This is a genomic window from Bacteroides sp. A1C1, from assembly GCF_004328515.1.
Taxonomy (GTDB): domain Bacteria; phylum Bacteroidota; class Bacteroidia; order Bacteroidales; family Bacteroidaceae; genus Bacteroides; species Bacteroides uniformis.
This window is the reverse complement of record NZ_CP036491.1, coordinates 880,288-900,462: the sequence shown is the minus strand read 5'-3', so window position 1 is coordinate 900,462 and position 20,175 is coordinate 880,288. Positions and strand designations below refer to the sequence as shown.

The 20,175-nt window shown below is 41.2% G+C and carries 10 protein-coding genes; 8 read left to right on the top strand and 2 right to left on the bottom strand.

The genetic code is table 11. From position 1 onward, the window contains the following. Window positions 1-23: 23 nt before the first annotated feature. From EYA81_RS03965 to EYA81_RS03930, 8 genes are all read left to right on the top strand, one after another. Window positions 24-2,375 carry a GH92 family glycosyl hydrolase gene (locus EYA81_RS03965; protein WP_117600494.1) on the top strand — a complete coding sequence of 784 codons (2,352 nt, stop codon included), beginning with the start codon at window positions 24-26 and terminating at the stop codon, window positions 2,373-2,375. A 10-nt stretch (window positions 2,376-2,385) separates the two neighbouring features. Further along, window positions 2,386-3,975 carry a sulfatase gene (locus EYA81_RS03960; protein ID WP_117600493.1) on the top strand — a complete coding sequence of 530 codons (1,590 nt, stop codon included), beginning with the start codon at window positions 2,386-2,388 and terminating at the stop codon, window positions 3,973-3,975. A gap of 25 nt (window positions 3,976-4,000) precedes the next feature. Then, window positions 4,001-5,176 (top strand): sugar MFS transporter, encoded by a 1,176-nt coding sequence (locus EYA81_RS03955; protein ID WP_117600523.1) that lies wholly within the window; start codon window positions 4,001-4,003, stop codon window positions 5,174-5,176. A gap of 510 nt (window positions 5,177-5,686) precedes the next feature. Then, complete coding sequence (locus EYA81_RS03950; protein ID WP_117600492.1) at window positions 5,687-9,172, top strand: glycoside hydrolase family 38 C-terminal domain-containing protein; 3,486 nt, start codon at window positions 5,687-5,689, stop codon at window positions 9,170-9,172. 31 nt (window positions 9,173-9,203) lie between these two features. Further along, complete coding sequence (locus EYA81_RS03945) at window positions 9,204-12,287, top strand: TonB-dependent receptor (protein ID WP_117600491.1); 3,084 nt, start codon at window positions 9,204-9,206, stop codon at window positions 12,285-12,287. Between the two features lie 12 nt (window positions 12,288-12,299). Continuing rightward, complete coding sequence (locus EYA81_RS03940) at window positions 12,300-14,258, top strand: RagB/SusD family nutrient uptake outer membrane protein (RefSeq protein WP_226791211.1); 1,959 nt, start codon at window positions 12,300-12,302, stop codon at window positions 14,256-14,258. A gap of 24 nt (window positions 14,259-14,282) precedes the next feature. Continuing rightward, window positions 14,283-15,014, top strand: a complete 732-nt coding sequence (locus EYA81_RS03935; protein WP_117600489.1) for a DUF3823 domain-containing protein — start codon at window positions 14,283-14,285, stop codon at window positions 15,012-15,014. A 91-nt stretch (window positions 15,015-15,105) separates the two neighbouring features. Next, the gene (locus tag EYA81_RS03930; protein WP_117600488.1) at window positions 15,106-15,948 is read left to right on the top strand and encodes an endonuclease/exonuclease/phosphatase family protein; all 843 of its coding nucleotides are present in this window, start codon (window positions 15,106-15,108) and stop codon (window positions 15,946-15,948) included. 221 nt (window positions 15,949-16,169) lie between these two features. Here the strand turns inward: EYA81_RS03930 and EYA81_RS03925 are convergent, their stop codons facing one another. Both EYA81_RS03925 and EYA81_RS03910 read right to left on the bottom strand, forming a co-directional pair. Continuing rightward, on the bottom strand, window positions 16,170-17,507 hold the full coding sequence (locus EYA81_RS03925) for an NADP-specific glutamate dehydrogenase (protein WP_009038033.1): 1,338 nt from the start codon (window positions 17,505-17,507) through the stop codon (window positions 16,170-16,172). A gap of 363 nt (window positions 17,508-17,870) precedes the next feature. Beyond that, window positions 17,871-20,159: an NADP-dependent malic enzyme gene (locus EYA81_RS03910; RefSeq protein ID WP_005826960.1), complete on the bottom strand. Its 2,289-nt coding sequence runs from the start codon at window positions 20,157-20,159 to the stop codon at window positions 17,871-17,873. Window positions 20,160-20,175 lie beyond the last annotated feature (16 nt).

Genomic DNA, 20,175 nt, shown 5'->3' with positions numbered 1-20,175 from the left:
TACCGTCTTAATAAATTAATATCATGAAACGACTTTGTTTTTTGGTGATATGTATGAGTATCATTATGGGGTGTTCAACAAGTACTTCAAGCACTAAAGCTTTGGTGGACTATGTAGACCCAAACATTGGAACTGCGCATTGTCGTTGGTTCTTTTATACACCGGCTGCTATTCCGTTTGGCATGGCAAAACTGGCTCCTTCTACCGATGCGCATTTGGGAAATCCCGGTGGTTGGCAAGCAGTGGGGTATGATTTTCGTCATACTTCCATCGAAGGCTTTGCCAATTTTCACGAGTTCCAGGTAGGCGGTGTCGTATTTGCACCGACTGTCGGAGAATTGCAGACAGTACCGGGTGAGTTGGAAAATCCGGATGGCGGTTATCGTTCACGTTTCGATAAGAAAGATGAAGTGGCAGCTCCCGGGTACTATTCTGTTTTGTTGAAGGACTATGGAGTAAAGGCTGAATTGACTGCTATGAAACGAGTGGGATTTCATCGTTATACCTATCCCAAAACAGAACAGGCAAACCTTATCTTCGATATAGGTAACAAGCAAGGAGAAAGTGGTGAGGTGAAAGATGCCGAAGTACAATATTTTGAAGATGGCCGGGTGGAAGGTTATGTAATCACTTCCCCCGTATATGTTAATATTTATCAGAAAGGGGCGGATGTACGTATGTATTTCTCGGCTGTTCTTAATAAGAAGCCGGTTCAGGTAGGTACTTTTGTAAAAGATGTGGTTAATCCGGGTAAACATCAGGAAAAAGGACCAGGCGCGGGTCTTTACATGACATTCTCTACAGAAGAACAAGAGGCTGTGGAAGTCAAAGTGGGCCTATCCTATACTTCCATAGAGAATGCTCGTTTCAACCGGGAAACCGAGGCTGCGGATGTTACCTTTGACCAAGCCAAGAAGAATGCAACAGATGTGTGGAATGAATCTCTGAGCAGGATTTATGTGGAAGGAGGGAAGGAAACTGATAAAGTGAAGTTTTACACCGGATTGTTCCATGCGCTTTTGGGACGTGGATTGGCTAGTGATGCAAATGGATATTATCCTAAAAATAATGGAACGGTCGGTCGTATTGCTCTTGATGAAGAAGGTAATCCGGTACATCAGCATTATAATACGGATGCCATTTGGGGTGGTTTCTGGAATCTGACGCAATTATGGTCATTGGCTTATCCCGAATATTATTCTGATTGGATAAAAAGTCAGTTGTTGGTTTATCAGGATACCGGTTGGTTGGGTGATGGAATCGCATGCAGTAAATATGTGTCTGGAGTAGGGACGAATTTTACTAGCTTGGCTATTGCTGCTGCATATAATTGCGGTATTCGTGATTTTGACGTAAAGCAGGGATATGAAGCTGCTTTGAAGAATGAAGTGGAATGGCGTGGAAGACTTGAAGGTGCAGGTAAGATGGATGTACGTCAGTTTGTGGAACGTGGATATTCTCCTTATGAAAAACGGTTTGATATGGTGACTCGTGAGGAAGGATCTGGGTTTGGTGCTTCACATACAATGGAATACAGTTTCAGTAGTTTTGCTGTGTCCCAATTTGCCAAACATTTGGGTAAAGAGGATGACTATAAGTTACTCTCTAATTTGTCGAATGGCTGGAAGAATCTTTATGATCCGGAGACCCGTTTGATTCGTCCCAAGGATACTAAAGGAAATTTTCTGGAAGATTTTAATCCATTGGCTCCTTGGAAGGGATTTCAAGAAGGAAATGCCGTGCAATATACATTTTATGTCCCTCACCAGATAGACGAATTGGTAGATTTGGTAGGGCAAGAAACGTTTAATAATCGTCTGGATAGTATCTTTTTGCTTTCACAGAAAAATATTTTTGGAGGTGGGAAAGAAGTGGATGCGTTTGCCGGATTGAAGACGGTGTATAATCATGGTAATCAGCCTAATTTGCATATTTCTTGGTTGTTTAACTTTTCGGGTAAACCATATCTGTCTCAAAAGTGGGTACGTGCTATTTTGGATGAGTTCTATGGCCTCGAAGGTATACATGGCTATGGTTATGGACAGGATGAGGATCAAGGACAATTGGGGGCTTGGTACGTAATGTCTGCATTGGGCTTATTTGATGTAAAGGGATTGACGGAGATTGATCCGAAATTCCAGATAGGTGCCCCTTTGTTTGACAAAGTCACTGTCCGTTTGAATAAAGATTATTATCCGGGAGAGAAATTTGTAATCGAAGCTAAGAAGCAGGCGGTAGGTGATTGTTATTTGCAGGATATATCTTTGAACAACCGTCCGCAAGATACTGTACAATTGCCCTTTAGTGAGGTCGTAAAAGGAGGAAAATTGGTTTTAGGTTTGGGAGCTTCACCTAATGAGGAATTGACTCACTGAGAAATATGTTATGAAAAATAATCTGTTTTCCACTTCTATGGTTGTACTGCCGATAATATCGGCAGTACAACCTATTTGGGCCCAGAAAGTGTCCAATAAACCGTTGAATATTGTTTGTATTTTTACGGATGACCATGCTTTCCAGACCATAAGTGCTTACGGACATCCTATTTCAAAGTTGGCTCCGACACCTAACATTGATCGTTTGGCTGGGAATGGCATGCTTTTTACGCAATCTTTTGTAGAGAATTCCATTTCAGCTCCAAGCCGGGCGACCCTTTTAACGGGCTTGTATAGTCATCAGCACGGACAGACGAGGTTGGGGTGCTGTTTGAATCCACAGAAACAATGGTTTACTGAGCTGCTACAAAAAAAAGGATATGTAACTTCAGTCTTTGGAAAGTGGCATTTGAATGTTGAGCCGAAGGGGTTTGACCATTATGACATTCTTTTTGATCAGGGTGAATACTATAATCCCAAGTTCCGTCGTCCTGATACAAACGGAGAATATATAAAAGAAAAAGGATATGCTACCACGTTGATAACCGATCATGTCATAGAGTGGTTGGAGAAAAACATCTCCGATGAGAAGCCTTTCTGTGTCCTTGTAAATCACAAGGCACCTCATCGTAATTGGATGCCTGACTTTCCCAATATGCATTTATTTGAGGATGTGGATTTTCCGGAACCTGAAACGCTATTTGATGACTATACGACACGTGGTCCGCAGATGAAAACTCAGGAGCTGACAATTGATCGGCACATGGGATATGCGTTCGATTTTAAGGTGAGAGAATTGAAGAACGAACCTACATTGCAATATATTAGAGACAGTTGGCTGATGGCAATGGCTGAGATGGATAGCGAACAGCGTGCTACATGGGAAGCTATTTATGACAAGAAAAATGAAGAATTCCTGAAAAATCCTCCGGTTGGAAAGGATTTGCTTCGGTGGAAATATCAACGGTATGTAAAAGAGTATTGTCGGACTATCCGTTCGGTAGATGAACAAGTGGGCCGTTTGCTTGATTATTTGGAAGAAAAAGGAGTTCTGGATAATACAGTGATAGTTTATACCTCTGATCAAGGTTTTCTGTTGGGAGAGCATGGACTGTATGACAAGCGCTTTATGTATGAGGAGTCTTTCCGTACACCTCTGATTATTTCGTGCCCTTCTTTAGTCAAGAAACATTCGGTATGCAAAGAGCTGGTGCAGAATATTGATTTGGCACCGACTTTCCTGAGCCTTGCAGGAGTGGAGGTGCCGAAAGAGATGTCTGGGCGCTCTTTATTACCGTTGTTTAAAAATGGAAAGGCGGAAAATTGGCGAAATGAGTTATACTATCATTTTTACGATTATCCGGCAGTGGGTAGTGTACGCAAACATGATGGCATTCGCACTAAACGCTACAAATTGATTCATTGGCATGGAGAGGGTAGTGGGAATGATGAAGCTATTGACTTTTGGGAATTGTATGATTTGAAAAAAGATGTGATGGAGGTCAATAATGTATATGATAACCCGAAGTATGTAAAAGTACGGGAAGCACTGACTGTTCAATTGGAAAAACTGCGTAAAGACGTGGGAGTGACAGAATAGACATTTTATATAAAAATCCATGAAAATGAAAAAACAAAACTCTATAATGACAGCCTTTCCGGTACTTTTCGGTTTCTTTGTGATGGGCTTCTGTGATATTGTCGGTATTTCATCAGACTATGTTCAGCGTAGTTTTAACTGGTCACCTATGATGACCGGGTTTGTACCTTCAATGGTGTTTGTTTGGTTCTTGTTTTTAGGAATTCCGATAGGTAATCGGATGAATAAATGGGGACGTAAGAATACCGTACTTGTTAGTATGGTGATTACAATTGTAGGTATGATTCTGCCATTATTGGCGTATGATGGTGTAACTTGCATGGTGGCTTATGCCTTGTTGGGTATAGGAAATGCTATTTTACAAGTTTCTTTAAATCCGTTGCTTAATAATGTTATAACTAACAAAGCTTTCCTGACAAGTAGTTTGACAGTTGGGCAGGTAATAAAAGCGGCTTCTTCTTTAGTCGGTCCGGAGATTGTATTGCTGGCTGTCCATTATTGGGGGATGGATAAATGGTATTATTGCTTCCCCATTCTTGGCTTCATCACTTTATTGTCGACAGTTTGGCTGATTGCAACCCCTATTGAACGGGAAAGAAATGTTGTGTCGAACAGTGATCTTTCCATGAGGAATACGTTTGCTTTGCTGAAAGACCGGACTATTCTATTACTGTTTTTAGGAATTTTCTTTATTGTAGGCGTGGATGTGGCGACAAACTTTATTAGTTCGAAACTTATGTCTATCCGTTTTGGATGGTCTGATGAGCAAGTAAAATTTGCTCCTCAAGTCTATTTCCTCAGTCGTACGATTGGCGCTTTGTTAGGGGCGTTCTTATTGACCCGTATTGCAGAAATGAGGTACTTTCGTATAAATATTGTAGCTTGTGTTGTTTCGCTGCTAGTTTTAATAGGAGTGGAAAAGGATGTGGTGAATATAGTTTGTATTGGTGCAGTAGGCTTTTTTGCTTCATCAGTTTTCTCTATTATTTATTCAATGGCTTTGCAGGCGTGTCCGGAGAAGGCAAATCAGATTTCCGGTCTAATGATTACAGCTGTTGCCGGGGGGGGAGTGGTAACTCCAGTTGTCGGTTTTGCCATCGGTACTGTAGGTATTATCGGTGGTGTTGTGGTGACGTTGGCCTGCGTATTATATCTAACGTATTGCGCTTTTGGTATAAAAGTAACTTCTTGTGTAAAGTGATTCGTTTTTTGATACTATTAATACATCATCATTTTTATTTTTTAAGCGTCTTCGAAAACGAAGACGCTTTTTTGTGTTGTATGGTTTCTTTGGTATGATGATTTAATGAAAATATAATTTTATGCCTTATAATTAATGTATGAACATTGAAGTGTGTTGTGTAATCATTTTGATAAATACGGGCTTTGCTGGGATGTTATTCTTTGAAATGTTTGTTTTTTAATATTGTAGTTAAAGATGTTTTTAAGAATAATTAGTTAATTATTAGTCGTTTAAGTTTTAATACGTATTCTTTTATAAATAATTTAGTGATAAATTAATTTAAGTTTAGTTTGACTTTTAATTTATTACATCTCATTTTTTTATAAAAAAAACTTTGTTTTACTTTTGCTTTTTGAATTTATTATATATATTTGCTGCATCTATATGTTCATACATATAATGAGGTTTGTTTTTGTTGAGACTACTTTATATGTTTAGCAGTTTTATTAAAAACTAATATTTTGTGGAATGAAAAAAATCATTACCGTTATTTTGTTATTAATGATGTTCATTACCGGATATGCACAACGTATTGTTGTGTATAAACAGTTGGATGAGAGCTTAATTAAAGTATCTGCCAGCAGCGAATTGAATAAAGGAACTATTTGTTCCGTAGTTAATGGAGATGGAATGCAGGGGTGCTATCATGTGGCTAATAACCTGGGACATGGCATGTGGTTGTCTGAAGTTTCTAAAAAGCCAGTTCGTTACAATAAGTCTACTCATGAAGGAGTTGTCTGGTTGTTGTGTGATTTTGGTAAAAGTAGAAAATGTCCTGAAGTAGATTTGATTCAGATATGGAACTATAATCAGAATGAGCATACTCGGCGTGGACTCAATAAGGTATATATAGAGTACTCAGAGGATGGGAATAAATGGCAATTACTAAAGAATGGTGATTTGGAATATTATTTAATTCCTGAATCGGTAGGACGTAATCCTGGATCCGTGGATTTTTCTTTGGATACTAAAGGTATAAAAGCACGTTATATATGCTTTACGGCTGCGTTGGATGGAGAAGGTAATCATTATGATCGTAAGAATCCGGTTGTGATACAGGAAGCTGCTGATATGCATCAGAATGTGGATTACTATGGTTTGAGCGAAATTCGTTTTTATAAAAAAACAGTGGTTTCAGTACAATCATTGGGAAAGCTTGATGATATTTCTTTTGTGGCTGGGCAAGGCTATCTAAAGAGTGCTGAAGGTCCTAAACGAGAATTCTTATTACGTTTTAATACTCCATTGTATGCTGGGGCTACCTTAACGTGTCAATTAGGTGATAAAATATGGAATGCTGAAATAGAGGCTTCAAAGACTGGGGTGGATGAGTACAAAGGATATTTCCCTGCTGGATATATGGAAGAGACCTCTTCTTTGGAGATAAAGGTGAATAGCCGTCAAGGTTGTGTGAAACGTAAATATGAAGTGCCAGGAGCAAGAAAGTGGACTGTTTGCTTTTTTCCGCATTCTCATTTGGATATCGGATATACACATCGCCAGGATGATGTGATGAAACTTCAATGGCGTAATTTGGAACGCGCACTCGATTTAGCTGAGCGTACTAAAGAATATCCGGAAGGTTCACGTTACTGTTGGAATACGGAGGCTACATGGGCAGTTGCTGCATATTTGAAAAAATATGCAGCAACTGAAAAGGCTGAACGTTTGAAGCAGGCCATTCGCGATGGTATTATTAATGTTGATATGTCTTTGGGAAGTATTTTGACTGGGATTAGCCGACAAGAAGAATTGATGCATATTTTTGATGATGCACATTGGATTAGTGATGAAGTGGGAGTAGAGCTGAATACTGCAATGATGAGTGATGTGCCTGGGCAAGCTTGGGGATTGGTCACTGCAATGGCTAAGAATGGAGTGAAATATTATTCACCCGGACCAAATTATGTACCTTTTTATGGGAGGATAGGAAATGACCGTGCTGCTGCTTTACATGTCAGATGGGGTGATAGACCTTTTTATTGGCAATCTCAATCAGGTACTGATAAAGTACTTGTATGGCAGGCAGGGCGCGGTTACTCATGGTTTCATGGCTGGTTGGCTAACCGTATCGGAGTTTGTGGACTTGAGCCAATCTGGGACTATTTAACAGAATTAGAAACTGAGGAGTTTCCATATCAAACTTGTTATTTACGTTATACAGTTCATGGTGATAACGGCCCTCCCGATCAATCAATGTCTGATGTAATCCGTGAGTGGAATGAACGTTATGAGTTTCCTCAATTCCGTATATCAACTGCCCGTGAGTTCTTTATGAAATTCGAAGAACAATATGGCGCTGAATTACCCGTCTTTGCTGGTGACATGACTCCCACTTGGGAAGACGGAGCGGCTTCTACTGCTTGTGAGACAGCAATGAATCGTACTACTGCTGCACGCTTGGCACAGACTGAAACTATTTGGAGTATGCTTCATAAAACAGACGCTTTCCCAGATAAAGCTTTTAAAGAAGCATGGAAAAATGTGATACTGTTTTCTGAGCACACTTGGGGGGCTTCTGCTAGTGGAACTGACCCGCATTCTAAATTTACAAAAGATTTGTGGGAAGGGAAAAAAGCTTATGCTGATAATGCAAGTAATCAGTCTCAAATATTATATAAACAGGCTTTAAGCCCATTGCATGTCGACAAAGGTGGGGATTTTGTACATGTGCTGAATACAAATCTTTGGAATCGTACGGATGTAGTGTTTTTGGATTCAATGGTCAATTTGAATGAAAAAGAATTGATAACCAGGACTGGTGAAAAAGTAGAGACACAGCGTCTGTATGATGGCCGTTGGGCTTTTGTTGCTGAAAATATACCAGCACTTTCTTCTGAGGTATATCAAATCGTCTCGAAGAAAAAGAGTTCAAGACGTTTCGTTTCCATGATTGCAGAGAATAAAATATTAAATAATGGAATTGTACGCGTTGAAATTGATGAGGTGAAAGGTACAATTAGTTCTTTCAAAAGAGTTGGTGACTCTTATGAATATGCTTCGAATAGCGGTTTGAATGATTATTTATATACTGGAAGATATGCTTCTGACCCACAGGGAATCGAACAGATATTAAATATAAGAGTGTTGGATGATGGAGCGGTTGCTGCTACACTGCGTATAGAGTCTAAAGCTCCAGGATGTAATACTTTATGGCGTGATGTGACAGTTTACAAAGGGATAGATAGGGTAGATATTTGTAATACGTTGGATAAGCAGGATATTTTAGATTTTGAAAATGTGCGTTTTGTTTTTCCATTCAATATTCAGCAACCTGAAATTACAATGGATCTTGCCATGAGTGAAATTCATCCTGAGCGTGAGCAACTGGAGGGAGTAAACAAACATTATTATTCATTGCAAAACGGATTGGCTGTGGGAGATTTGGAGCATGCAGTCTGCCTGACCACCGTTGATGCGCCTTTTGTTGAACTGGGTTCGCCCTCAGGGCTTGATTATCGCCTGAATCCCCGTCATGGATATGGCTGGTGGCAGTCTGCCAAGATATCGCCGATTGTCTATTCATGGGTAATGACGAATACATGGAGGACTAATTATAAAGCATCACAAGGAGGCACAGCGAAGTTTCGCTATTCTTTGCAGCCTTGTAATCCGCTTGACCTGAAATTGAAACAGCGAGGAGCTGAACGTGAGATGGAATTGGTGGCTGTAGCCAGTCGTTCTTCTCAGAATATAGAGCAGTTGTTTCGGTTGAAAGGACGCCATCGTATTGCATTATCCAGTATCAAACCTGCTGACGATGGAAAGGGGTATATTGTCTGCCTGCACAATATGGGTAAGCAGAGTGTTTGTTCATCATTTGTTTGGGGTAGTATAAGGCCGCGTGAAGTAAGTGTATGTGATTATCGTCAGAAGGCCTTAAGACCTTTTAATGACGAGATGTTTTGGATGAAGCCTTATGAATATATCATGTTGAAAGTAATAATAGAATAATCATCAAATTGCAATTTTAAATTTAATAAGTATGAAAAAGTTAGTGGTACAGAATCTTTTAAAGGTTTGGTTGTGTGCAATGGTGTCGTTCATGACAGTGACGTTGTATGCACAAGGGAACTCTTTTAAGGTATCGGGTACAGTAAAGGACAACACCGGTGAGCTGGTGATTGGCGCGACTGTCATTGATACCAAGACAAAAAATGGATGTGTGACGGACGTTGATGGAAACTTTTCTTTAGAGGTGACGCCAAATTCGTCGATTAAAGTAAGTTTTATTGGATATAAGTCACAGACGATTGCCATCAAGGCAGAACAGAAGGTTTATAATGTCATCCTTCAAAGTGACAATGTTTTGATTGATGAACTGGTAGTGGTAGGCTATGGAGTGAAAAAGAAACAGACATTGACCGGTGCTGTGTCTGCCGTAAACACGAAGGACATTGTTTCTACAAAAAATGAAAGTTTACAGAATATGCTGACTGGTAAGATTGCCGGTTTACGTGTGGTTCAAAATTCAAGTGAGCCGGGAGCTTTCAATACATCGATGGATATTCGTGGACTGGGGAATCCACTGGTGATAATTGATGGTATTCCTCGCGATAATATGGCACGCGTTGATCCGGAAGATGTTGAGAGTATTTCTGTTTTGAAGGATGCCTCTGCTTCTATCTATGGTGTACGTGCTGCCAATGGCGTAATTCTTATTACCACCAAAAAAGGTGCGCAAGGGAAACCGGAAATTAATTATTCGGGTAGCTTTACTTGGCAAATGCCTTCCAATTTCCCAGATTTGGTTACTTCACAAGAATGGATGACATTGGCTAATGAAAAGGGACGTCATAATGTAGATGGTGGAGGAGCTTCTTATTCTGATGAAGAAATAGCCGCTGCACAGACTACAGATTGGAAATCAGCAGTATTACGTGGTTCTGCGCCTCAGACACAACATTCCATCAATATTTCAGGTGGGACGGAACGTGTAAATTATTATGCGAGTGTTGGCTATCAAGCGCAACAAAGTTTCTTGCAGACAGATGATATGAATTACGATAAATGGACAATGCGTAGTAATCTTTCTGCCAATATTACTAAGAATCTGAAATTGGATGTTAATCTTTCAGGTTTGATGGATGAGCGTAATACACCGCATTATGGTGCTTATGATATTATTCGTGGTCTTTGGTTGATGCAGCCGATGGATCCCATTTATCAGGAGAATGGCGGTTTTACCCAGCCTTCAAACTCTACTTTGATGAATCCGGTGGCGATGATGGATAAGGATGTTGTAGGATATAAAACTTATAAGAGCAAATGGTTTCAGTCAAGTTTTTCATTGAGTTATGATGTACCTTGGGTAGAAGGATTGAAACTAAAGGGGTTATATAGTTACGATTATATAATGAATGATAATAAGGAGTTTGAAAATACTTGGAAATCATATCGAGATAATCAGGTATGGACACGTAATGATCCTCCTAAAGTAGGTCGTACATTCTATTCAAAAGATAATACTTTATGGCAAGTACAAGCTAATTACTCTCGTGAGTTTAATGGGCATAATATTGATGCGATGCTGCTATTTGAGGAATCGACTTATAAGGGGGATAACTTTAATGGTAAAAAGGAACTTTCTATTCCTATAGATCAAGTTTTTGCCGGAAATGCTGATAACCAGCAATTTGGACAGAGTACTGCTGCTTCTGCCTTGTTTGATAATGCCAATCAAGCATTGGTAGGGCGTGTAGCTTACGATTATAAGTCCAAATATCTTATTGAATTTGCTTTCCGTTATGAAGGTTCTTCAAAATTCCCTGCAAATTCACGTTGGGCTATGTTTCCTTCAGTGTCAGGGGGATGGCGTGTCTCTGAAGAAAAGTTTTGGAAAGAATCTTCTTTGAATTTCATTAATAACCTTAAAATACGTGCTTCTTGGGGTAAGATGGGTGACGATGGTGCTTTAGCGTATCAGTTCCTTAATGGTTATACGTATCCGGTAGGTGGGGCAGCATATGCGATGCCGGGTGGTGCCATTTTTGATGGCTCATTTGTCAATGCTTCTGCAACAAAGGGATTGGCTAATCAAAGCATCTCATGGATTGAAGCTAAAACTTTTGATATAGGTTTTGATTTGGAAGCATGGGATGGCCTATTGGGATTGACTGTTGATTATTTCCGACGTGATCGTGATGGATTACTGACCACTCGGGCAGCGAGTCTTCCGGGAGTAGTGGGAGCCGCATTGCCACAAGAGAATCTGAATGGAGATATGACCCGTGGATATGAAATAGAAATAAGCCACCGCAATACCATCAATGAGTTCAGTTATGAGATAAAAGGAAATTTTGCGTATGCCCGTTCAGAAAATAAACATGTGGAAGGTGCGCGGAAAGGTAATTCTTATTTGAATTGGAAACAAAATTCAAACGATCGTTTTACAGATCTTTGGTGGGGATATGGGGCCGGCGAACGTTTTACTTCATGGGATCAAATTTATTACAATTCTATTTATATAGGACGTGGTTCTGTACTCGGTGATTATAACTATGAGGATTGGAACGGTGATGGTTGGATTAATGAATTGGACGAACATCCTTTGACGAACACGGGAGACCGTCCTTTGATAAATTTTGGTTTGACGTTTAATGCAAGTTGGAAAGGTTTTGATGTAAGTCTGTTGTTGCAAGGAGCTGCCAAACGTCATATCTCTTATGATGAGTTGCTTTACAATCCATTGTGGGCTAATACAAATGCTTTGGATCAATTTATGGATCGTTGGCGTCCTGCTGATAGTCATGCAGATCCTTACGATCCGGCAACTAAATGGATTAGCGGTCATTATGCTTACACTGGTTCACTGCCGAACCGGAATTCAGAATTCAATATGCAAAATGCTGCTTATCTGCGTTTGAAAACAATTGAAGTGGGATATAGTCTTCCTAAATCATGGTTGACTAAAATTGGTGTACAAGGGCTGCGTGTTTATTTAAGCGGTTATAACTTGTTTACCATTACCGGATTGAAATATTGTGATCCTGAATTCCCGTCAGGAAATTATGGATATAACTATCCTTTAAATAAAACAGTTACTATTGGAGCAAATCTTAAATTTTAAATGAATATCAACATGAAAATTAAAAAATATATCTTCGCATTTGCATTATGCATGGGGTCATTGACTTCTTGTGTAGATCTGGACATCCCACCAATGAATATTGTTGGTGATAATGATATTTTTGGAAGTACGGCGGGGGTTACAAGCTATATGGCCCGTTTGTATAGTACGTTGCCTGTAGAAGATTTCCGCTATTCGCATGTAAACATGTTCTTTTCGGGAGGTTCTAATTTTGCGCAACCTTCTTGTTTGACTGGTGAAGCTATTAGCCGTGACACGAAGGGGGCAGAAGTTGAAACAGCAAACTATTGGGATGCTGCGTATGCCTTAATACGTGAAACGAACTATTTTATAGAAACACTTCCCAAATATGCTGATTCACATTCTGCTACTGAAATTGAAAGTTTGTTGGGCGAAGCGTATTTCATTCGTGCTTATACTTATTTTGCATTAGTTAAGCGTTATGGTGGTGTGCCTATTGTTAACACAGTAATTGATTATCCGGCTACAGTAAGCATTCCTGAAGCACAATTGTTCCGTGATTCGGAAGAGGCTGTCTGGGATTTTATTTCCAGTGATTTGGACTACGCTATTGCGCATTTGTCTGCAAAGAACCAAAAAGGACGTGCCAATAAATATGCAGCTGCAGCTTTTAAATCGCGTGCTATGCTTTATGCTGGAAGTATTGCCAAATATAATGATGTGAATGAAGTTTATAATGATGCGCGTATTTGCGGAATTCCAGCAAATCGTGCTGCCGATTATTTTAAACAGGCTTATGAAGCATCGAAGATTGTTGATGAAGGAGGTTATGCTCTTTACAAAGGGGACTGGGCAGCTAATAATAAGGATGCACAATATACTAATTTCGTGAATATTTTCTTGAAAGATACGGAAGAGAATATTTTCGTGAAATATTTTGATTATCCGGACTGTGTACATTCATATGATTGTTTTGCACAGCCTACGCAAACCTCTACCGGTGGTAGCAACACAGAAATTTGTCCTACATTGGATTTTGTAGAAATGTTTGAAGGTTTTGAGAAAGATGCCGATGGGCATTTTGCCAACATGAACACGGAAGGTTATTATAAATTGTATGAAACAACAATGGAACCTTTCAAGAATGCCGAACCTCGTTTGCGTGCTACTGTATTGCTGCCGGGTGACGAGTTTAAGGGTGAATCCATTGAAATCCGTCGTGGTATTTGGGTTGGAGAAGGTGATAAAATTTCTCCTCTTCTTCCTTCAGAAGATACCTATGGCTTTTATGATGATTATAGTGCTTACGCTAACGATGCGACGAGCTTGCTGAAATTGGCCAGTCGCGAATCGCAAAATACGGATGCTAATGCAATTCTGTTAAAGGATGGTACAATGATGAAGCGTGCAGGGAAAAGTGGTACAGTGAAGAATCAGGAGATAGGCTGTACGGTTTCCGGTTTCCTTATTCGTAAGTATTTGAATCCTGAACAGAAGAATACAACTTGGAATCAGTCTGTTACAGATTGGATTGACATCCGTTATGCAGAAGTATTGCTCAATCGTGCCGAGGCGGCTATGGAACTTGCAGCTGTGGGTAGTGTTACCGATGATGCCGGTAAGAATTATGTAGAGGAGGCTTTCCGCTGTGTGAATCTCATTCGTGAACGTGCTGGTGCTACGTTGCTTGCTTCTTCTGCAGAAACTTCAATTGATGTAGTGCGTATAGAGCGTCGTAAAGAGCTTGCTTTCGAAAATAAAACTTATTGGGATTTGAAGCGTTGGCGTATTATTGATGATGAACAGTCTACACGCAGATATCGCACTTTGCAGCCATTCTTTGCAGCAGATGCCATGAAGTATTTCATGGATATCAAGGAGCAGGAATATGGATATACTTATACTTATGATACACGTAATTATTATCAGCAGATTCCGACTGGTGAAATCACCAAGAATCCGAATTGTAAACAAAATCCAGGTTATTAATTATAAGAAACGAAACATTCAATTATGAAAAAGTTAACATATATTTTGTTGTCCTTATGCTTATTGGTAAATTTTACCTCTTGCGATGTGGATAATTATGGAGAACCTGAAGAAACTTTCCGTGGTGCTTTTATTGATAAGGAAACTAAAGAACCTTTCCAAACAGCTATTGGTAATACCGGCATTCGTATCCGTATGATGGAGTATAGCTGGAGTGATACTCCGGAACCTTATGATTTTAATTGTATGCAGGATGGTACTTTCCAGAATACCAAAATATTTGCAGGCAATTATGGTATTATTCCTGAAGGTGCTTTTGTACCATTGGATGAAGAGATTATTGATATAAAAGGTACTGTAGAGAAAACTTATGAGATTGAGCCGCTGTTGCGCGTGAAATGGGTAGGCGAACCTCAGGTCAATGCAGATGGTACTGTGGAGGTGAAGGTTATAATTACTCGTGGTACAAATAATCCGGATTACCAACAACCGCTTACCGAAGCTTGGCTATTTGTGAGCGAAACGAGTTATGTCGGAGATTTCAGCTTTAGTCCGCGTTTTTCTACTCAGTTGTTAGGGGCAGCTTTAACCGATGTTTTAGGTAAAGAAATTACTATTAAGACAAAAGGACAATTCCCTGATTATTCGCGTAAATTCTTTTTGCGTGTAGGTGCTCGTACTACAAAAAGTTTTAGCGGTACTAATCGTTATAACTATACGACAATTAAAGAAGTCACAACTATAGCACGTAATTAGTAATAACCTGGATGAGAGTGTATTGGCCCCTTGATAAGCACATTGCTTGGTTTGGGGTTTGTACACTCTCATCTCTTTTATAGATATCAATATGAAACAGTTCTTTTTTATTTTTATGGTAATTACCCTTATGTTACCTCAGTTCGTTTCTGCAAAAAGGGGAAACAATAGTTCACAACTTACTGTTATTTCTTATAATATGCGGTACGGTACGGCAGAGGATGGTGTTAATGCGTGGGAATTCAGAAAGCCAGCTACTATAAAAATGATTAAAAAGCATAAGCCCGATATTTTGGGAGTTCAGGAAGCTTTGGATTTTCAGCTGGCGTTTATTCTTGAAAATTGCACGAACTATGAGGCTGTAGGTGTCGGACGCATTGATGGTAAACATGGCGGAGAGCATGCTTCAATAATGTATAATAAGAGAAAAATAGAATTGTTGGAGTGGGGAAATTTTTGGCTTTCTTCAACTCCTGACATTCCTTCTATAGGATGGGATGCTGCATGTACCCGTACTGCTACATGGGCGCTTTTAAAGGATAAAAAAACAAAGGAGAAGTTTTATTACGTTAATACTCATTTGGACCATGTCGGCAAAGTGGCACGAAAGGAAGGTTTGAAACTCATCTTAGAAAAGATACAAAAGATTAATCTTGATAATTTTCCATTAATTTTGACTGGAGACTTTAATATGGATAACATGGATCCTTCCATACAAGAACTGAATGAAAAAATGACAGATGCTAGAAGCTCTGCTAAAAAAACGGATTCTTTTGGTACTTTCAATGGTTGGGGGACCCGTAGTTCTATTATAGATTATATTTATTATAAAGGGTTTAAAATGTGTACGGAATACATTACAATTCGAGAAAAATATGCGGGAAAATCTTTTATTTCTGATCACTATCCGATTAAGGGGGTACTAAAGTTTTAATTATGTGAAAAATCATGATGTATTCCGGTTTTCTCACGATGTGTTTGCTAATGGAGGGTTGTTAGAATTATGGATGAGTCCGAAACCGAATAAAAAACGGGGGGAAGGACAAGGAAATTCTTAATATGTTAGCTCCTGCTGACTAGGTTACTATTATGAAGAAAGGCGAAGAGGTTTGCAACTCCCTTCGCCTTTCTTCATAATAACTATGGCTTTAGTCCTTACAGAATCCCTTGTGCCATCATAGCCTTTGCCACCTTCATAAATCCGGCCACATTGGCACCCTTCACGTAATTTACATAACCGTCGGCTTCCGTACCATATTGCACGCAAGCTTCGTGAATGTTCTTCATGATGCTCTTCAGTTTCTCGTCCACTTCCTCTGCACTCCAGCTCAACTTGATGGAGTTCTGAGTCATTTCGAGACCAGATACTGATACACCGCCAGCATTGGCTGCCTTACCCGGAGCATACAGAATCTTTGCATCCTGGAATACTTTGATGGCTTCCGGTGTAGAGGGCATGTTGGCGCCTTCGGATACTGCCATTACCCCATTAGCTATCAACTGACGGGCATGGTCGCCATTCAATTCATTCTGAGTGGCAGAAGGCAAAGCGATATCAGCCTTTTCGCCCCAAGGCTTGGCTCCTTCCACATATTTCACACCCGGATATTGTTCAGCATATTCGCGGATACGTCCACGATAGAGGTTTTTCAGCTCCATGATGTAATCCAACTTTTCGCGGTCAATGCCGTCCGGATCGTATACATAACCGTCAGAATCAGACATGGTCAATACCTTGCCACCCAATTCCAATACTTTCTCGGCCGTATATTGAGCTACGTTACCGGAACCGGAAATCAGACAAGTTTTGCCTTTCAGGTCAGTACCCTTAGTCTTCAACATTTCCATCAAGAAGTAGATGTTACCGTAGCCGGTAGCTTCCGGACGAATCAGCGAACCGCCGAACTCACGGCCCTTACCGGTGAAAGTACCCGTAAATTCATGAGCCAGCTTCTTATACATACCGAACATGAAACCTACTTCGCGACCACCTACACCGATATCACCGGCAGGTACGTCTGTTTCAGGACCGATATGACGCCACAACTCCAGCATGAAAGCCTGAACGAAACGCATGACCTCAGCATTCGACTTGCCGCGCGGAGAGAAGTCCGAACCGCCTTTACCGCCACCCATAGGCAGAGTTGTCAATGAGTTTTTAAATGTCTGCTCGAAAGCAAGGAATTTCAGGATGCTCAGGTTTACAGAAGCATGGAAACGAACACCGCCTTTATATGGGCCGATAGCGTTGTTGTGCTGCACACGATAGCCCATGTTGGTTTGTACGTTACCTTTATCGTCTACCCAAGTAACACGGAATTGGTAAACGCGATCGGGGATGCAAAGACGTTCAATCAGATTGGCTTTGTCAAACTCCGGATGCTTGTTATACTCTTCTTCAATCGTAGAAAGAACTTCTTCTACTGCTTGATGATACTCCGGTTCGTTGGGGAACCGTCTTTTCAGGTCTTCTAATACCTTAGCTGCATTCATAATCTATTTCTTTTATTGGTTGCTACTATATGTTACCTAAAACAATTCGATTTTCGGTTTGTTTCCTTTTCCTCTCATTGCGGTTGCAAAAGTACACATAAAAATGAGACGAGCAAACATTTTATAAAGAAAATGCGGTATAAAACAACAATTTTATTGTTTTATACCGCAAAATGGAATAAAAAGATATTATTTATCCTCTTTTTAGAGACTTTATGACGGGAATAAACACTAAAGCCGCCGAAATGGCAAGCGTTAGGATAATTGGACCGTCAATTCGTTCGACAGATATCAAAACAATGTAGCAAAGTGCTGCCCAAAGCAGCACAATGCAAACTATTTGGAATTTTGATAACGGTCGTCTCATTTGGCAGCCTTTTTTTTGTCTACGATAGCATCGATAACTGCTACTGCAGTGATGTTAACGATATCGCGCACGGAGCTCTCAAAATCGGTAAAGTGGATAGGCTTGTTCAATCCCATTTGGATAGGACCAATCAGTTCGGAGTCCGTATCCATCGCCTGCAACAGCTTGTAAGCAGAGTTTGCAGAACTCAAGTTCGGGAAAATCAGTGTGTTTACGTCTTTTCCTTTCAAGCGCGTAAACGGATACTTGGCATCGCGCATTTCGCGGTTCATGGCGAAATTCACCTGCATTTCTCCGTCAATGGCAAGGTCAGGATAGTTTTGTTGCATATAATCCACAGCTTCGTGTACACTTACCGGGCTGCCTTCTTTATCCGCACCGAAGTTGGAGTAACTCAACATGGCCATTACCGGTGTATGATTAAAGAAGCGGACGGTATATTCCGATAGCTTGGCAATATCGATTAGCGTTTCGGCATTGGGATGACGGTTAATCAGCGTATCGGCCAGGAAGTATGTACCTTTTTTGGAGTTCAGGATATGCATGGTGCCGAAATGCTTGTATTCCGGACGGATGCCGATGACTTCCTTGGCAACCTTGATGGTATTGCTGTATTTGGTGTAAAGACCTGTGATGAAAGCGTCTGCTTCACCCGTCTCCACCATCATCATACCGAAGTAGTTACGTTCGAACATTTTGTCGTTGGCTTCTTCGTAAGTGGCTCCTTCGCGGGCACGTTTTTCAGATAGAATGCGGGCATAGCGTTCACGGCGCGGCGCTTCATCCGGATGACGCAGATTTACTATCTCGATACCTTCAAGGCTAAGGTCTAGTTCTTTTGCCAGCTTCTCGATGGCTTCGTCGTTGCCCAATATAATAGGATGGCAGATACCTTCAGCCTTGGCTTCCACAGCAGCTTTCAGCATATTGGGGTGGATACCTTCGGCAAATACCACACGTTGCGGGTTGCGGCGGGCGGTGTCGTAGAGTTGGCGGGTCAGTTTGCTTTCGTAACCCATCAGCTCGCGCAGTTGCAGGCGGTAGGCATCCCAGTCTTCGATGTCTTTGCGGGCTACACCGCTTTCCATGGCAGCTTTGGCCACAGCGCAGGACACTTCGGTAATGAGGCGCGGGTCAACCGGTTTCGGGATGAAGTATTCGGGACCAAAAGTGAAGTTGTTTACGTGGTATGCCTCGTTCACCACATCGGGCACGGGCTGCTTGGCAAGGTTGGCAATGGCGTGTACGGCAGCAATTTTCATTGCTTCGTTGATGGCTTTTGCCTGCGTGTCGAGGGCACCGCGGAAGATGTAGGGGAAACCGATTACATTATTAATCTGGTTAGGATAGTCGGAACGACCGGTAGACATCAGTACGTCCGGACGTGCCGCCATGGCGTCTTCGTAAGAGATTTCCGGAGTAGGGTTGGCAAGGGCAAACACGATGGGATGGTCTGCCATGCTGCGAACCATGTCCTGGGTCAACACATTACCTTTTGACAGTCCGAGGAATACATCGGCGCCTTTGATGGCTTCTGCCAGAGTATGTACATCGCGACGGTCGGTGGCAAAGTAACGTTTCTGCTCGGTCAGATTCTCGCGGTCGCTGGTGATGACTCCCTTACTGTCCAGCATTAGGATATTTTCACGGCGTGCGCCGAGCGCTTCATACAGTTTGGTACATGAGGTGGCGGAAGCCCCGGCACCGTTTACGACGATTTTCACTTCCTCTATCTTCTTGCCTGCCACTTCCAGGGCGTTCAGCAATCCTGCGCTGGAGATGATGGCGGTGCCGTGCTGGTCGTCGTGCATCACGGGGATGTCCAATTCCTCTTTCAGGCGGCGTTCTATTTCGAAACATTCGGGTGCTTTGATGTCTTCCAAGTTGATACCTCCGAATGTTGGGGCAATAGCCTTGACAGCTTCGATGAACTTGTCGGGGTCTTTTTCATTTACTTCGATGTCGAATACGTCGATACCGGCATAAATTTTGAACAACAGACCTTTACCCTCCATGACGGGTTTGCCGCTGAGGGCGCCAATATCGCCCAGGCCGAGCACGGCGGTTCCGTTGGAGATGACAGCTACCAGATTGCCTTTTGCTGTATATTTATATGCATCTTGCGGGTTTTTCTCAATTTCGAGGCACGGTTCTGCAACGCCCGGAGAGTAGGCGAGAGAAAGATCGGTTTGTGTACTGTAAGGCTTGGTGGGTACTACTTCAATCTTACCCGGTTTGCCTTGCGAATGGTAGAGCAAGGCTGCTTCTTTGGTTATTTTAGCCATGGTAGAATAGTTAAAT